Origin of the sequence: Geodermatophilus maliterrae (assembly GCF_041018925.1) — a bacterium.
Lineage (GTDB): Bacteria > Actinomycetota > Actinomycetes > Mycobacteriales > Geodermatophilaceae > Geodermatophilus > Geodermatophilus maliterrae.
The window spans coordinates 24993-39911 of sequence record NZ_JBFNXQ010000006.1; the positions used below are offsets into that span (position 1 = coordinate 24993).

A 14919-nucleotide genomic window follows, 5' to 3' on the forward strand; every position below is an offset into this window, starting at 1 on the left:
CCTCACGTGAACAACGGCACGGGGTTGAGGTCGCGGAGCGCCCGGGGGTGCGCCAGCCGTCCCAGGCGCACCGGCACGTCGAACAGCCGGCCCGGTGCGAAGCGGGCCCAGAACGACCTCAGGCCGGGCACCACCACCCGCACCACCGGGATCCCCACGTCGGGACGGGTCTGGTCGAGCACGAGCAGCTCCAGCCCCTGGGCCGCCAGAGCCGCGACGAGCGTCTCGACCTCGTCCCGCACGTCCTGTCTCGGTTCGTGGGCGAAGTCCGCGGGTCTCCGGAGCGCCACCGTGGGGTCGGGGCCCAGGTGAGGCTGGTTGGCCCGCGTGGCGTGCTGCGCCCACCAGGCCCAGTCGGGGTCACCGGACCGTGCCGGATCCGCGGCCGCCATGGGCAGCATCTGGTTGACCTCGGCGAAGGCCCTGCGCAGCGCGGTGACCGGGTCCGGGTGGGCACCGAACCCGAGCAGGATGCGCTCCTCCGCCCCGCGGGTGTCCCTCGACACCGCGACCATCGTCGGCACGCCCAGGTCGGCGGTGACGTCGAGTGCCCACAGCTCGCGTCCGATGCTCGCGTGGTGACCTCGCATCTCCTCGAGCCGGTGGTCACCGAACGCCGCGACGTCGACGCCGGGCATGGTCGTGCGGTTGTACCACCAGAGCGCGACCGAGTCCCGTTCGACCAGTTCGAGCGCACCTTGCAGCACGGCGTCCTCGATGCTGCTGCCGGCTGCGCAGCCGTTGGAGTCGGCGAACAGCGACCCGTCGGCCGGTGCACCGAAGTACAGCATCGCGGTCGGGAGCAGCCGCTGCCGCTGCGACGTCAGCGACCACAGCGGCGTCCAGTCGACCACCCGGTCCGGGTCGAAAGGCGCAGGGACGTGGTTGAAGCCGGAGTGCCTCCGGTTCCAGTCGAGCCTGGTCGCGTACTGGACCGGGTCGACGAGCAGGCACTCACGGGGGTCGATCGCCGCCTCGCCCAGGGACCGCAGGTTGCCGGGGATGCGCAGCTCGTCGCCCTCGAACGTGCCGGAGTGACGTTCCGCCGCCTCGCAGAGGGCGCCGACCTCGGCGTCCACGGCGGTGAGCCCCTTCCCACCGTTCTCCGCGCGCAGACACGAACGGAGGGCCGACAGGTCGGACACCCGCCGCGACAGGTTGGGCCCGGATCGGTAGGCGTGCACGAACGGAGGGGCGGAAGGGTCGGGGGTGACCTGCTTGACGAGCCCGGTCACCGGGCCGACGAGGTGACGGTGGCGGGCCAGCATCTCGGCCGGGTGCAGCGTCCGGTCCCCTCCGCCACTGCCGGCCACCCTGGGCGCCGGCCGTAGCCGCACCGGACGCGCGGTGTTCGCCGCGACGAGCCCGGGGTCGCCACAGCTGGGGCACTGGGGACGGGCCCGCAGTTCGTGGTGCTCGCCGACCAGGGTGTGCGTGTCGAGCACCCAGACACTCCGTTGACCCGCGTGCCGGTACCCGGCCGTCCACTTGGTCACCTCGAGGGCGATGAGGTGCGCAGCGGCCGCGCGGCCGGACGGGACGGCGGATGCCGGGCGGTGCGCCGGACCGGGTCGTCCGAGGACGGCCTGCGCGACCGCCTCCGGCCGCCGGTGCGACCAGAGGCGGTGTGCCAGGCAGTGCCAACAGCCCGCGCCCGGGTCCGCACCGAAGACCGGCCCGATCCAGAGCTGGACCCGGTCGACCCGGGCCAGCAACCACGGCCGCCGGGACTCCCGCTGGGCGGCGTCGCGCTCGCCCAGCCGTGGGTCCAGGTAGTCGGTGCACAGCACGACGTCGAGGTCGACGTCGACGGCGGCCGCCTGCTCGACCCTCCCGGTGGCGACGACCTCGACGCCCGCCGCCCCGAGTGCGGCGCGCACGGGCGCCGGGTCGAGTTCGTCACCGACAGAGGTGAGCGTGACCCGGGAGGGCACTCCGCCGGGACCTCCGTCGATGCCGCAGGCGTCCCACCAGGCGAGCGCCGGGTCGTCGGCAGGTGCGCCCGGCACCCCGGGCTCCAGGACGACCAGTCCGGCCTCGACCAGACCGTCGATCAGGCCCGTGACACGTCGGTCGTCCGGCCCGACCGGACCGGCGCCGACCAGCGCGTCGACGTGTCGGGCGCCGTCCAGCAGCCGAGCGAGTGCAGGCACCGCCGCGCCGCGCACCGCGGTGACGCCGCGTTCGTCGAAGAGGAACGCGGCGTCACCGGCCACTCCGGTGCCCAGGTGCCTGCGCAGGCGTGGGAACCCCGTGGTCATGGTGGTGGCAGTCAGCCGGCCGTGGTGACCGAGTCGATCCAGCAGTAGCAGTAGGTGACGACTCCCGGCCCGGAGTGGGCCCACTGGTCGAAGCGGTCGATGACGACCGGCGCCTCGACCTCCGCGGGTGCCACAGGGGCCCGGAGGGAGTTGTCGTCGGTGGTGATCGGGGTGACGGTCATGACGGCTCCAAGGGTGTGTGGCAGCGACTGCCGGCGGTTTCAAACACGGAGAGCGTGCTTTTTTCCAGTGGTCTTCGCCACACCCGTACGTCACGAGTCGGGCATGAATTTCTCATAGTCGATCAATGCCCGCGCCCCGACCGGCCGTGCCTCCGTCACGGGCTACTGGTGCCCCTGTCACTGCCTCCGCGAGCCGCTGATCTGCAAACATCTCGGCAGCCGGAGATCGGACGCACAGACCCGGCGGGCTTCGTCACCCGCGGCGTCCAGGGATCGGCAGACCTCACGGAGGCAGACATGCCTGTTTCAGCTTCCCGCATGCTGGGCATTCATACCGATTCGGCACCGCCAAACCCGAGCGTGGACGTCAGGTTCACGGTGCTCGGCCGGCTGGAAGTGCTGAAGGACGGCGTCGACCACGCACCCACCGCGCCCAAGGTCCTCCAGCTGATGGGGATGCTGCTGCTGCGTCCCGGCCGCGTGGTGCACATCGACTCGATCGTCGAGGAGCTCTGGGGCGACCGGCCGCCGCGCAGCGTGCGGACCACGATGCAGACGTACGTGTACAACGTGCGCCGCTGCATCGAGGAGAACGAGCTGGCCACGGACGCCGAGGCCATGCTGGCGACGAGGTACCCCGGCTACCTGCTGTGCATCTCACCCGCCCAGCTGGACGCGACCAGCTTCCAGCAGCTCTGCCGGCGAGGTGCCGCCGAGATGTCCGAGGCCCGCCATGCGGACGCCGTCCGCACGTTGCGGGCGGCCCTGGAGCTGTGGTCCGGGCCGCCGCTGGCCAACGTCCCGTGTGGACCGGTCCTCTCGCGGTTCGTCGTCGAGCTCGAGGAGCAGCGGCGGCACGCGCAGCACCTGCGCATCGAGGCGGAGATGGCACTGGGCGCCCACCGTGAGCTGATCGGCGACCTGCGCACGATGGTCGCGGTGGACCGGCTCGACGAGGTCCTGCACGGCCAGCTGATGCGGGTGCTCGCTCGCAGTGGACGGCGCTCGGACGCGATGGCCACCTACCGCGACCTGCGAAGCCGCCTGATCAGCGAACTCGGCGTGGAGCCCTGCGACGAGCTCCGCGCCCTGCACCTCGAACTGCTCTCCGACCAGGGCCGGCCGCACGCCCGCTGATCCGGCCGCCCACGACACGACGCCGCGGCCGCCGGCCGCTCCGCCGAGCACGCACGACCGCACATCCACCCGAACACCCGCCCGCACACCCGGAAGTGGAGATGTGAGATGTCCCGTCGGTATGGACAGTACTGCGGCCTGGCCCGGTCCCTGGAGATGGTCGGGGAGCGCTGGGGCCTCCTGGTCGTCCGTGACCTGGTCCTCGGCCCCAAGCGCTTCACCGATCTGCAGAAGGGGCTGCCGCGGATCCCGGCGAGCATCCTCTCGGCCCGCCTCAACGAGCTGGAGGAGGCCGACGTGGTGCGCCGCCGCATCCTCCCGCAACTGGACGCCTCGGTGGTCTACGAGCTCACGGAGTACGGCAGGCAGCTGGAGTCGGTGCTGCTGGACCTGGGCCTGTGGGGCGCCCGGTCGCTGGGCGAGGCCGCCGAGGACGACGTCTTCACCATGGACGCCGCGATGCTCTCCCTGTACACGATGTTCCGCCCCGAACGAGCAGCCGGAGTCCGGATGAGCGCGGAACTCCGGTACGGCCCCGACATGGTGCTGCACGCCCTGGTCGACGACGGCGAGCTCAAGGTCGCCGAGGGCGGCTACGCCGACGCCACCCTGGTCGTCGAGGCGCGCGGGTCCCTCCGACCGCTCTTCGCCCAGGAGCTCAGCCCCGACGAGGCGCTCGACCGTGGCCTGGTCCGCCTCGTCGGCGACCGGGCCCAGCTCGACCTGCTCGTCGACCTCTTCCACATCCCCGCGGCCCCGCGCCGCGTCGACGGCCTCGCCGTCCACTGAGCGGTCCCGACGACGGTCCGGCGACACCCGACGCGATGCCGGGACCGCTGAGCAGTCGTGACCGAAACGGCAGCTCGAGACGTTCGACCCATTCCCGCTTCGTGCGGAACTCAATCTGGTCTCGAGTGGCGAACAACAGGGTCGATGAGGTCACACAACCGCACCGGGCCATTCCGGTGACAGTGGACGGAGGAACAGATGAACGCCATCGGGGCCCCGGTCACGTTCCGCTCGAACGTGACGAGGATCGACTCGCGGATGATGGAACGTCCGATGCACACGGCCGTTCGCCGGGCCATCGCCGCGATGCACGAGCGCTATTACGAGCCCATCACGCTGACGGAGCTGGCGGCCGAGGTGTTCGTCAGTCCCTTCCACTTCTCCCGCATCTTCGCCAAGGCGACGGGTGTCACGCCCGGCCGCTACCTCACCGCCGTGCGGATGTTCGAGGCCAAGCGGCTCCTGCTGACGTCCTCGCTGACGGTCTCGGACATCGTGTGCACGGTCGGCTACTCCAGCGTGGGGACCTTCACCAGCCGGTTCACCCGTGCGGTCGGCATGACGCCCTCGCAGTACCGCGAGCCGCAGGTGAACGACCTGCTGGTCGCCGTCGCCCCGCACTTCCAGCGGCTGCCCTCCCTCGAGGCCCTGCGCGAGGCCGGCCGTGGATGTGCCGGCAAGCCGCGTGGGCACGCGTCCATCACCGCCCGGATCGACCTCCCCGGTGACCTCGCCCCGGGCAACCTGCTGGTGGGCGTCTTCGCGGAGAAGATCCCGCAGTGCGGCCCGGTCTCCTTCACCGGCCTGCAGCGCACCCCGTCGGCGACCGTGACCCTGGAGAACGTGCCGCCCGGGCGGTGGCTGGTCCTGGCCGCGGCCGAGCACCCGGCCCCGGGCGGCGGCACGACCCTGTCCTTCGGGTCGCTGCGCCAGTCGGTGACGATCACCGGCGACGAGTCGGTGCCCGTCCGGGTCCGCACCCACGCCCTGCAGCCGATCGACCCGCCGATCGCGATCACCCTCGCCGGCCGCCCGCAGGAGCTCACCTCCCCCGGGGCCTCACGGGCGATCGCTCCCCGCCGGCTGGCCGTCGCGGCGTGACCGTGCACCCACGACGGCGTGGCAGTCGGTGAGAAGACGCGTCGATGGGGCTCACCGGATGCTTGACCCCATCGAACCGCCGCGACAGATCGGTAGCGAGAACAACGTCTGGAGCACGACGGCATGAGCACTGAGCGTATTTCGATCGTCGGTATCGGCTTGACGTATCCAGACACCGGCAGTCCCGCCGAGTTCTGGGACAACGTGCTGGCCGGACGGCGCGCATTCCGTCGGCTCCCGGACGTCCGGATGAACCGCGCCGACTACTACTCGCCCGATCCGGACGTGCCGGACCGTTTCTACGCCGACCGCGCGGCGGTGCTGCGCGACTACTCCTTCGACCGGCCGGCCTACAAGATCGCCGGGAGCACGTACCGGTCCACCGACACGACACACTGGCTCGCGCTGGACGTCGCGGCCCGCGCTCTGACGGACGCCGGCTTCCCCGACGGCGAGGGGCTGCCGCGCCAGACCACCGGCGTGGTCCTGGGCAACAGCCTGACCGGGGAGTTCTCGCGCGCCAACGTCATGCGGCTGCGGTGGCCGTACGTGCGCCGCACGGTGGCCGCCGCGCTCACCGCGGACGGGTGGTCGGAGGAGCAGGTGGGGCGCTTCCTGCACACCCTGCAGGACCAGTACAAGGCCCCCTTCCCGAGCATCGACGAGGACACGCTCGCCGGTGGGCTGGCCAACACCATCGCGGGCCGGATCTGCAACTACTTCGACCTGGCCGGTGGCGGCTACACCGTCGACGGGGCCTGCTCGTCCTCCCTCCTCTCGGTGGCGACCGCGGCCAACGCCCTGACCCACGGCGACCTCGACGTCGCCATCGCCGGCGGGGTCGACCTCTCGATCGACCCGTTCGAGCTGATCGGGTTCGCCAAGACCGGCGCCCTGGCGACCGCGGAGATGAAGGTCTACGACAAGCACTCCAACGGGTTCTGGCCCGGCGAGGGTGCCGGGGCGCTCGTGCTCATGCGGGAGCAGGACGCCCTCGAGCGCGGTGCCCGCATCTACGCCTCCATCACCGGCTGGGGTGTGTCGTCCGACGGCAAGGGCGGGATGACCCGGCCCGAGGCCGACGGCCACCGGCTGGCCATCCGGCGCGCGTACCACCGCGCCGGTTACGGCGTGGACACGGTGTCCTACTTCGAGGGACACGGCACCGGCACCGCACTCGGCGACGCCACCGAGATCGCGGCCCTCTCCGGCGCGCGCCGCGACGCCGGTCCCACCGCGGCCCCCGCCGCGCTGGGCACCGTGAAGGGCAACTTCGGGCACACCAAGGCCGCCGCCGGGGTGGCCGGTCTGATCAAGGCCGCACTCGCCGTGCACCACCAGGTGATCCCCCCGGTCACCGGGAACACCGACGCGCACCCGCTGCTCGCCGACTCCGACGCCGCGCTGTACCTGCCGCGGACCGCCGAGCTCTGGCCGGCCGACCAGGAGATCCGCGCCGGGGTGTCGGCCATGGGGTTCGGCGGGATCAACTCGCACGTCACCGTGGAGCGCGCGCCCACGGCCGCCCGGCGGACCGTCCTGGACGACCACACCGTCGCCGCGGTGTCGGGGCGTCAGGACGTCGAGGTGCTGCTGTTCGACGCGGACCACCGCGACGGCCTGCGGGCGCAGGTGGAGGCGCTGCTCGAGGTCGTCCCGGCGCTGGCCATGGCCGAACTGACCGACCTGGCGGGCACCCTCGCCGCCCGGCTCGCGGGGCGCGCCAGCCGCGCAGCGGTCGTGGCCGGCTCCGCCGAGGACGCCGAGCGCGGGCTGAGGCGGCTGCTGGGCCTCCTCGACTCCGACGCCACCGCGCACATCGGCAGCACCGACGGGGTCTTCCTCGGCACGACCGCGGCCCAGCCGCGGATCGGCTTCCTGTTCCCCGGTCAGGGCAGCGGGCGGGGAGGGGCCAGCGCCCTCCGTCGCCGCTTCGCCGTCGCCGAGGAGGTCCACCGCACCGCCGCGCTGACCGACGCCGGGGACAGCACGGCCACCGAGGTCGCCCAGCCGCGGATCGTGAGCGGCTCGGTGGCCGGGCTGCGGGTGCTCGACCTCCTCGGGATCACCGCAGACGTCGCCACCGGGCACAGCCTCGGGGAGCTCACCGCTCTGCACTGGGGAGGGGCCATGGACCAGGCCCAGGTGGTGTCCCTGGCCGAGGTCCGAGGCAGGGTCATGGCCGCCGGCGGCGGCTCCGACGGCGCGATGGCCGGCCTGGCGGTCGGTCCCCACGACGCCGCGGAGCTGGGCGGCGAGGACGTGGTGATCGCCGGGTACAACGGGCCCCAGCAGACCGTGGTGTCCGGCTCCAGCGCCGCGATCGAGCGCGCCTGCGCCCGCGCCCGGGCGCGGGGGGTCAACGCCACCCGGATACCGGTCTCCCACGCCTTCCACTCCCCCGCCCTGGAGCCTGCCGCGGCTGCCATGACCGAGCCGCTCAGCGCGGTGGGCTTCAGCCGCCTGCGGCGCCCGGTGGTCTCCACGGTCACCGGGGAGGTGCTGCACGCGACCGAGGACCTCGTCGGGCTGCTGCGTGACCAGATCGTCCTGCCGGTCCGGTTCCGGGAGGCGGCCGAGCAGGTGGCCAGGCGCAGTGACCTGCTCATCGAGGTCGGTCCCGGCCGCGTGCTCACCGGGCTGGCCACGCAGATCGCCCCGGACACCCCGGTCCTCGCCCTCGACACCGACAGCTCCTCCCTCGGGCCGCTGATGCGCGTGGTGGGCGCGGCCTTCGTCGCCGGGGTGAGCGTCGACACGGCCACGCTGTTCGCCGGCCGGGTGGTGCGTCCGCTGGCACTGGACGCGGACATGTCGTTCCTGACCAGCCCCTGCGAGGCGGCTCCGTCCATCGGCGCCGGGCTCGCGACCGACCAGCACACCGTCAGCAACCCCGTGACCTCCCGCGTCGCGGTCGGTGCCGGCGACGTCAGCTCCACCCTCGACCTGCTCCGCGCCCTGGCGGCCGAGCGCGTCGAGCTGCCCGTCGAGGAACTCGATGCCGACACCCACCCGCTCGACGACCTGCACCTGAGCTCGATCACGGTCGGTCAGATCGTCAACGAGGTCACCCGGGCGCTCGGCCGCCCGGCACTGGAGGGCATGCCCAACTTCGCCACGGTCTGCCTGGGCGAGCTCGCCGAGATGATCGACGAGCTCGCGCAGACCGAACGGGTGGAGGACAGCTCGGCCCGCGGGGAGGTGCCCGGCGTGGCGCCGTGGGTCCGCCCCTTCGCGGTCGAGCACGTCGTCGCTGCCCGCCCGGTGGTCGACACCGGCATCGGCGCGACCCGGTCCGAGTGGTCGGTCTTCGCGCCGGACGGTCACCCGCTGGCGGAGCCGCTGCGGGTCGGGCTCGCCGGTGCCGGCATCGGCGACGGGGTGCTGCTGTGCCTCCCGGCCGATGCCGACGAGAGCCACTTCGGGTTGTTCCTGGAAGCCGGTCGCACCGTCCTGGCGGCTCCGAACGGCACCCGGTTCGTGGTCGTCCAGCAGGGGCTGGGCGCCTCCGGACTGGCCCGGACGCTGCGGCTGGAGGACCCCTCGACGCGGACCACGATCGTCGAGCTGCCGCAGGTGCTGAGCACCGATCCGACCACGATCGCCGACGCGGTGGCCAGCGTGGTCGCCGAGACCGCAGCCACCCAGGACTACGCCGAGGCCCGGTACGACGCCTCGGGTGTCCGCTGGGTCCCGACCCTGCGGTCCGTGACGGCCATGCCGCCGACGGCGCCGCTGCCCCTCGGGCCGGACGACGTCCTGTTGGTGACCGGTGGCGGCAAGGGCATCACCGCCGAGAGCGCCTTGGCGGTGGCGGCCGACAGCGGGGCGAAGCTGGTGCTGCTGGGGCGCAGCGCACCCGCCGACGACCCCGAGCTGGCGGCGAACCTCCTCCGGATGGACGCCGCGGGGCTGCGCTACCGGTACGAGCAGGCCGACGTCACCTCGGCCGAGCAGGTCCGCGCGGCGGTCACCCGGGCACAGGCCGCCCTGGGTCCGGTCACCGCGGTCCTGCACGGTGCGGGGCGCAACGAGCCCGGCGCCCTCTTCAGCCTCACCGAGGAGTCCTTCCGGTCCACTGCTGCGCCGAAGGTCTCCGGCCTCCGGGCCGTGCTCGACGCCGTGGACGAGGACCGGATCAAGCTGCTCGTGACGTTCGGCAGCATCATCGGCCGGTCCGGCCTGCGGGGCGAGGCGCACTACGCCACCGCCAACGACTGGATGACCGAGCTCACCCTGCGCTTCGGTCGTGAGCACCCGCAGGCCAAGGTGCTGGCCTGCGAGTGGTCGGTGTGGTCCGGCGCCGGCATGGGCGAGAAGCTCGGCGTCGTCAGCGCACTGCAGCGCGACGGCATCACGCCCATCCCCACGGAGGACGGCATCGCGGTCCTGCGGAGCCTGCTCGCCGACCCGCAGGCACCCCCGGTGGCCGTGGTGTGCGGGCGAACCGCCGGGATGGTGACCCTGCCGGTGGAGCGCACCGAGCTGCCGCTGCACCGCTTCGTGGACCGCGTGATCGTCCACTACCCCGGCATCGAGCTGGTCACCGAGGCCGACCTGAGCGCCGGCAGCGACCCGTACCTCGGCGACCACCAGCTCGACGGCAACCTGGTGTTCCCGGCGGTCATCGGCATGGAGGCGATGACCCAGGTGGCCAGCGCGCTCACCGGGACCACCGGCGTGCCGGTGCTGTCGGGGGTGGAGTTCCTCAGGCCCATCACGGTGCGTCCGGGCGCGTCGACGACGATCCGCCTCGCCGCGCTGGCCCGTGACCCCGAGACCGTCGACGTGGTGCTGCGGAGCGAGGAGACGGGGTTCAGCGCCGACCACTTCCGTGCTCGTCTCTGCTTCACCCGCCCCGCACTGCCCGACCTGCGCAGTGCTCCGTCCTCGCTGCCCAAGGTGGTGTGCGACCCGGTCACCGAGCTGTACGGGAGCGTGCTGTTCCAGGGCAAGCGCTTCCAGCGACTGCTCGCCTACCAGCACGCCGCGGCCCGGCGGGCGATCGCCGAGGTGGCCTGCACGGAGCAGGAGAGCTGGTTCGCGACGTTCCTGCCCCAGGAGCGACTGCTGGCCGACCCGGGCACCCGGGACGTGGTCATGCACGCGATCCAGTGCTGCGTGCCCGACGCGACGCTGCTGCCCCAGGCGATCGAGGAACTGCACCTCGCCGATCGGGCGACGGCGGACCTGCCCCACGTCGTGCTGGACGCCCGCGAGCGCAGCCAGGACGGTGACAGCTACACCTACGACGTCGACGTGCGCGACCCGGACGGCCGGCTGGTGGAGCGGTGGACCGGCCTCGTGCTGCGTGCCATCCGCAGTCGTGGGGCGGTCGGGTCGTGGTCGCCGGCGATGCTCGGGCCACACCTGGAGCGGACCCTGGAGACCGTCCTGGGGGGTCGGCGCGCTGTGGTGGTGGAACCGGATCCGGCGGACTCGCCGGCTCGGACGACCGGGCAGCGACGCGCACAGACCCAGCTGGCGGCCGGCCGCGCGCTCGGGGCACCGGTGCGGCTGCGGTACCGGCCCGACGGCAAGCCCGAGGCGGACGGCGTCGAGGTGTCGGCCTCGCACAGTGCGGGTCTGACCCTGGTGGTGACCGGTGACCGGCGGCTGACCTGCGACGCCGAGGTGGCTCTCGAGCGCACCGAGGAGGACTGGGCCGGCCTGCTCGGCGCGGACCTGCTGAGCCTGCGGGACCTGCTGGCGTCCGACGTCCACGAGTCCCCCACGATCGCGGCCACCCGGGTGTGGTCGGCGCTGGAGTGCATCCGCAAGACCGGCAGCCAGACCCAGGCGCTGACGCTGCACTCCGTCCACCCCGGGGGCTGGGCGCTCCTGTCGGCGGGCGGAGCGCAGATCGCCACCTGGGCGACCAGGGTGGACGGCCGATCCGATCCGATCGTGTTCGCCGTCCTCGCGACGAGGGAGGACTGACCCGTGTCCGACTACTACGAGTACCTGCACACCGTCGGGTTCGAGGAGACGAACCTCGTCGGCAACGTCTACTACGTCAACTACCTGCGGTGGCAGGGCCGGTGCCGGGAGATGTTCCTCCGGGAGAAGGCGCCGGCGGTCCTGGAGGAGGTGCGGCAGGACCTGAAGCTGTTCACGCTCAACGTCGAGTGCGAGTTCTTCTCCGAGATCTCCGCCTTCGACGACCTGTCGATCCGGATGCGGCTCGAGGAACTGACGCAGACGCAGGTGCAGTTCACCTTCGACTACGTCCAGGTGACCGACGGCGCGCAGAACCTCGTGGCCCGCGGGCGGCAGCGGATCGCCTGCATGCGCGGGCCGAACACCGCGACCGTGCCGGCGCGGGTGCCCGAGTCCCTGCGCCGAGCCCTGGCCCCCTACGCCGTGGCCGGCGTGACGGCGTGACGAGGTCCCCCGGGCGAGAGGTCCCGGTCAAGCCGCTCAGCGTCGTCCGCCGGCAGCGGCGGGTGGTCAACGAGCAGAACGAGCTCCGCGCGGTCATGTCCCAGTTCGCCACCGGCGTCACCGTGCTCACCGCCGGGGGGGACGGCGCGCACGGGATGACGGCCAACGCGTTCACGTCGGTGTCGCTGACCCCTCCCATGGTGCTCTGCTGCGTGTCGCGGGCAGCCCGGATGCACGCCTCCATCCTCGCTGCCCAGTCCTTCGGTGTCTCCATCCTCGGCGCCGACCAGACCGACACCGCTCGCTGGTTCGCGGACTGGCGCCGCCCTGCCGGGATGGCACAGTTCGCGTCCATCGACCACCGCATCGGCAAGCGGACGGGGGCGCCGCTGCTGACCGGTGCACTGGCCTGGGTCGAGTGCCGGCTGCACCAGGTGCACGAGGGCGGTGACCACTCGGTCTTCCTCGGCCGGGTGGTCGACTGCAGCCGGGGGCAGAGCTCCGCCGCGCTGTCGTTCTTCGACGGCGGCTACCACCGCATCGGCCCCGCCACCCAGCCGACGACCCGCGCGAGGGGTGCGTCGTGAGCGGCGACCTCGAACGAGCCCGGCGGTCGGCCTCGCCCGCCGGAGACGGGAGTGCACTCGCGTGACAGTGCCCGCGGACGCCGTCGACCAGGACCCCGGGACCGGCGGCCAGCAGCACGCCGGCGAGGACAACGTCCTCCGGTTCCCCCAGCGGACGCCCCCGCCCCCGCCCCCGCTCTCCATGGCAGCCCTGCGCGCCGACCACGAGTCCCGGCGCGCCGCCGTCGTCGAGGGCCGACCGGAGGCGGTGGCGCGCCAGCGGTCGCTGGGCAAGCTCACCGCCCGGGAGCGGCTGGCCCTGCTCCTGGACCCCGACTCCTTCACCGAGCTCGACCTGCACCGTCGTGCCGCGGCCGGCGGCGCGATGACGTCCCGGAGCGCCGGGGCGTACACCGACGGGGTCGTCGCGGGTTCGGGCACCGTGGACGGGCGGCGGGTCTTCGTCTACGCCCAGGACTTCACGGTGATGGGTGGCTCGCTCGGCCGGACCCACGCGGCCAAGATCCACAAGGTGATGGACCTCGCCCTGGCGACCGGCTGTCCGGTCATCGCGCTCAACGACAGCGGCGGGGCGCGGATCCAGGAGGGCGTGCTCGCGCTGCACGGGTGCGGCGAGATCTTCCGACGCCAGGTCGCCGCGTCCGGGATCGTGCCGCAGATCAGCGTGGTGCTGGGTCCGTGCGCCGGGGCCGCGGCCTACTCCCCGGCTCTGGCGGACGTGGTCTTCATGGTCCGCGACGTCGCCCAGATGTACCTCACCGGCCCGGACGTCGTGCAGACCGTGACCGGCGAGCGCGTCAGTCACGAGGAGCTGGGTGGTGCCGGCGTGCACGGCCCGCGCTCCGGCGTGGCCACCATCGTGGTCGACGACGAGCGCGAGTGCCTGGACCGGGTACGGCACCTGCTGTCGCTGCTGCCGTCCAACAACCTCGATCCCGCACCCAGCGGCCCCCCGTGCGGTGCGGCCGACGACGTCCGCCCCCGGCTGGCCGATCTGGTGCCCGCCGACGCGCGCCGCCCCTACGACGTGCGAGACGTCATCGCCGAACTGCTCGACGACGAGGAGCCCGTCGAGTTCCACCGGGAGTGGGCGGGCAACGTGGTCTGCGTCCTCGGGCGGATCGACGGGCGTGTCGTCGGCGTGGTCGGCAACCAGCCCCTCGTCCTGGCCGGCGTGCTCGACCGGCACGCGTCCCAGAAGGCTGCCCGGTTCGTCCGCTTCTGCGACACCTTCGGCATCCCGCTGGTCACGCTGGTCGACGTGCCCGGCTTCCTCCCCGGGCGGGACCAGGAGGAGGCCGGGATCATCCGCCACGGCGCGCAACTCCTCTACGCCTACTGCGAGGCCACCGTGCCGCGTGTGCAGGTGGTCCTGCGCAAGGCCTACGGCGGGGCCTACATCGTCATGGACTCCCGGTCGATCGGCACGGACCTCTCCTTCGCCTGGCCGACGAACGAGATCGCCGTCATGGGTCCCGAGGCCGCCGTCAACGTGCTGCACCGCAGGGCCCTCGCCGGCGCCCCGGACCCCGCTGCCCTGCGGGCTCGTCTGGCGAGCGAGTACCGCGACGAGTACCTGGACCCGCGGTACGCCGCCGAGCACGGTCTCGTCGACGACGTGATAGACCCTGCCGACACCCGGGTGGCGATCGCTCGTGGACTCCAGCTCCTCTGCAGCAAGCGGACCGAGCGTCGGCCACGCAAGCACGGGAACATCCCGCTGTGACGCCGGGGCCGGTGCCCGACTTCCGGGTGCTGCGGGGCCATCCGGACGAGGAGGAGCTCGCGGCACTCGCCCTCGCCCTCGCGGTGGTGGCCGCGCAGGCCCGTCGTGCGCGCCGCCCGGTCGCCCTGGACCGGCACGGCTGGGCCGATCGTGCGCAGGTCCTGGGTGCCGACGCGCGCCACGGTCGCGGTGCCTGGTCCGCGTGCGGCCCGCAGTGACCGTCAGGTCCGGTGCACCCGTCCCTCCCGCCGACCGGCAACGCGACCATCCGCGGGATCGACGTCGTCGGGCACCTCCTCGTCCGTCGGCGAGGGCTGGACCCTGTTCGTGCTGCGGGGCCGGCCATCAACGGTCCGCCCGACGCGCGCGAGGGCGACGGCGACGCCGCGACCTGGCGGCCACCCCTGCTCCGACTGCTGCGCCTCCACTGCCCGTCAGGCCGCCGTGGCGGTCACCCACGGCCACTGGACGGCCGACGCCGAGCGCAACGCGATCGCCACGGTCCTCACCGCCGGCCCGGACGAGCCGCTGACCGCCGGCGTCATCGCCGGCCTTCCCGACGACCCGCACCCCACGACGGCGGCCACCTCGAGCGCCGCGCCGCCTGTCGCTGGCCCACGGATGCGGCTGGATCGGTGAGGAGATCACCGCCCACCACCTCGTGACGGTGCCGACGGTGGACCAGCGCATCGCCCGGGGCGTGCACGACTGACCGGCCGGCTCGATGCCGGTCACACGGACACGAACGTGCT

The 14919-nt window shown here is 73.0% G+C and carries 11 protein-coding genes; 9 read left to right on the plus strand and 2 right to left on the minus strand.

Annotated elements, in window-relative coordinates; translation table 11 throughout:
* Window positions 1–2 precede the first annotated feature (2 nt).
* Both ABQ292_RS03370 and ABQ292_RS03375 read right to left on the minus strand, forming a co-directional pair.
* Complete coding sequence (locus ABQ292_RS03370; protein ID WP_369203212.1) at window positions 3–2261, minus strand: TOMM precursor leader peptide-binding protein; 2259 nt, start codon at window positions 2259–2261, stop codon at window positions 3–5.
* An 11-nt stretch (window positions 2262–2272) separates the two neighbouring features.
* Window positions 2273–2443 (minus strand): hypothetical protein, encoded by a 171-nt coding sequence (locus ABQ292_RS03375; RefSeq protein WP_369203214.1) that lies wholly within the window; start codon window positions 2441–2443, stop codon window positions 2273–2275.
* A gap of 360 nt (window positions 2444–2803) precedes the next feature.
* Between ABQ292_RS03375 and ABQ292_RS03380 the strand changes: the two genes are divergently transcribed.
* The 9 genes from ABQ292_RS03380 (at window position 2804) to ABQ292_RS03420 (ending at window position 14806) form a co-directional block, all read left to right on the plus strand.
* Window positions 2804–3580 (plus strand): AfsR/SARP family transcriptional regulator, encoded by a 777-nt coding sequence (locus ABQ292_RS03380; protein ID WP_369203216.1) that lies wholly within the window; start codon window positions 2804–2806, stop codon window positions 3578–3580.
* Window positions 3581–3688: 108 nt separating this feature from the next.
* Window positions 3689–4369, plus strand: a complete 681-nt coding sequence (locus tag ABQ292_RS03385; RefSeq protein WP_369203218.1) for a winged helix-turn-helix transcriptional regulator — start codon at window positions 3689–3691, stop codon at window positions 4367–4369.
* 198 nt (window positions 4370–4567) lie between these two features.
* Window positions 4568–5470, plus strand: a complete 903-nt coding sequence (locus ABQ292_RS03390; protein ID WP_369203220.1) for a helix-turn-helix transcriptional regulator — start codon at window positions 4568–4570, stop codon at window positions 5468–5470.
* Between the two features lie 123 nt (window positions 5471–5593).
* Entirely contained in the window at window positions 5594–11410 is a 5817-nt protein-coding gene (locus ABQ292_RS03395; protein WP_369203222.1) for a type I polyketide synthase, read from the plus strand.
* Between the two features lie 3 nt (window positions 11411–11413).
* Window positions 11414–11854 (plus strand): acyl-CoA thioesterase, encoded by a 441-nt coding sequence (locus tag ABQ292_RS03400; protein ID WP_369203224.1) that lies wholly within the window; start codon window positions 11414–11416, stop codon window positions 11852–11854.
* Window positions 11851–12441, plus strand: a complete 591-nt coding sequence (locus tag ABQ292_RS03405; protein ID WP_369203226.1) for a flavin reductase family protein — start codon at window positions 11851–11853, stop codon at window positions 12439–12441. The genes ABQ292_RS03400 and ABQ292_RS03405 overlap by 4 nt, the downstream gene beginning before the upstream one ends.
* A gap of 61 nt (window positions 12442–12502) precedes the next feature.
* The gene (locus ABQ292_RS03410; protein ID WP_369203228.1) at window positions 12503–14167 is read left to right on the plus strand and encodes an acyl-CoA carboxylase subunit beta; all 1665 of its coding nucleotides are present in this window, start codon (window positions 12503–12505) and stop codon (window positions 14165–14167) included.
* Window positions 14164–14385, plus strand: a complete 222-nt coding sequence (locus ABQ292_RS03415) for an acyl-CoA carboxylase epsilon subunit (RefSeq protein ID WP_369203230.1) — start codon at window positions 14164–14166, stop codon at window positions 14383–14385. The genes ABQ292_RS03410 and ABQ292_RS03415 overlap by 4 nt, the downstream gene beginning before the upstream one ends.
* 226 nt (window positions 14386–14611) lie before the next feature.
* The gene (locus tag ABQ292_RS03420; RefSeq protein WP_369203232.1) at window positions 14612–14806 is read left to right on the plus strand and encodes a hypothetical protein; all 195 of its coding nucleotides are present in this window, start codon (window positions 14612–14614) and stop codon (window positions 14804–14806) included.
* The last annotated feature ends 113 nt before the right edge of the window (window positions 14807–14919 follow it).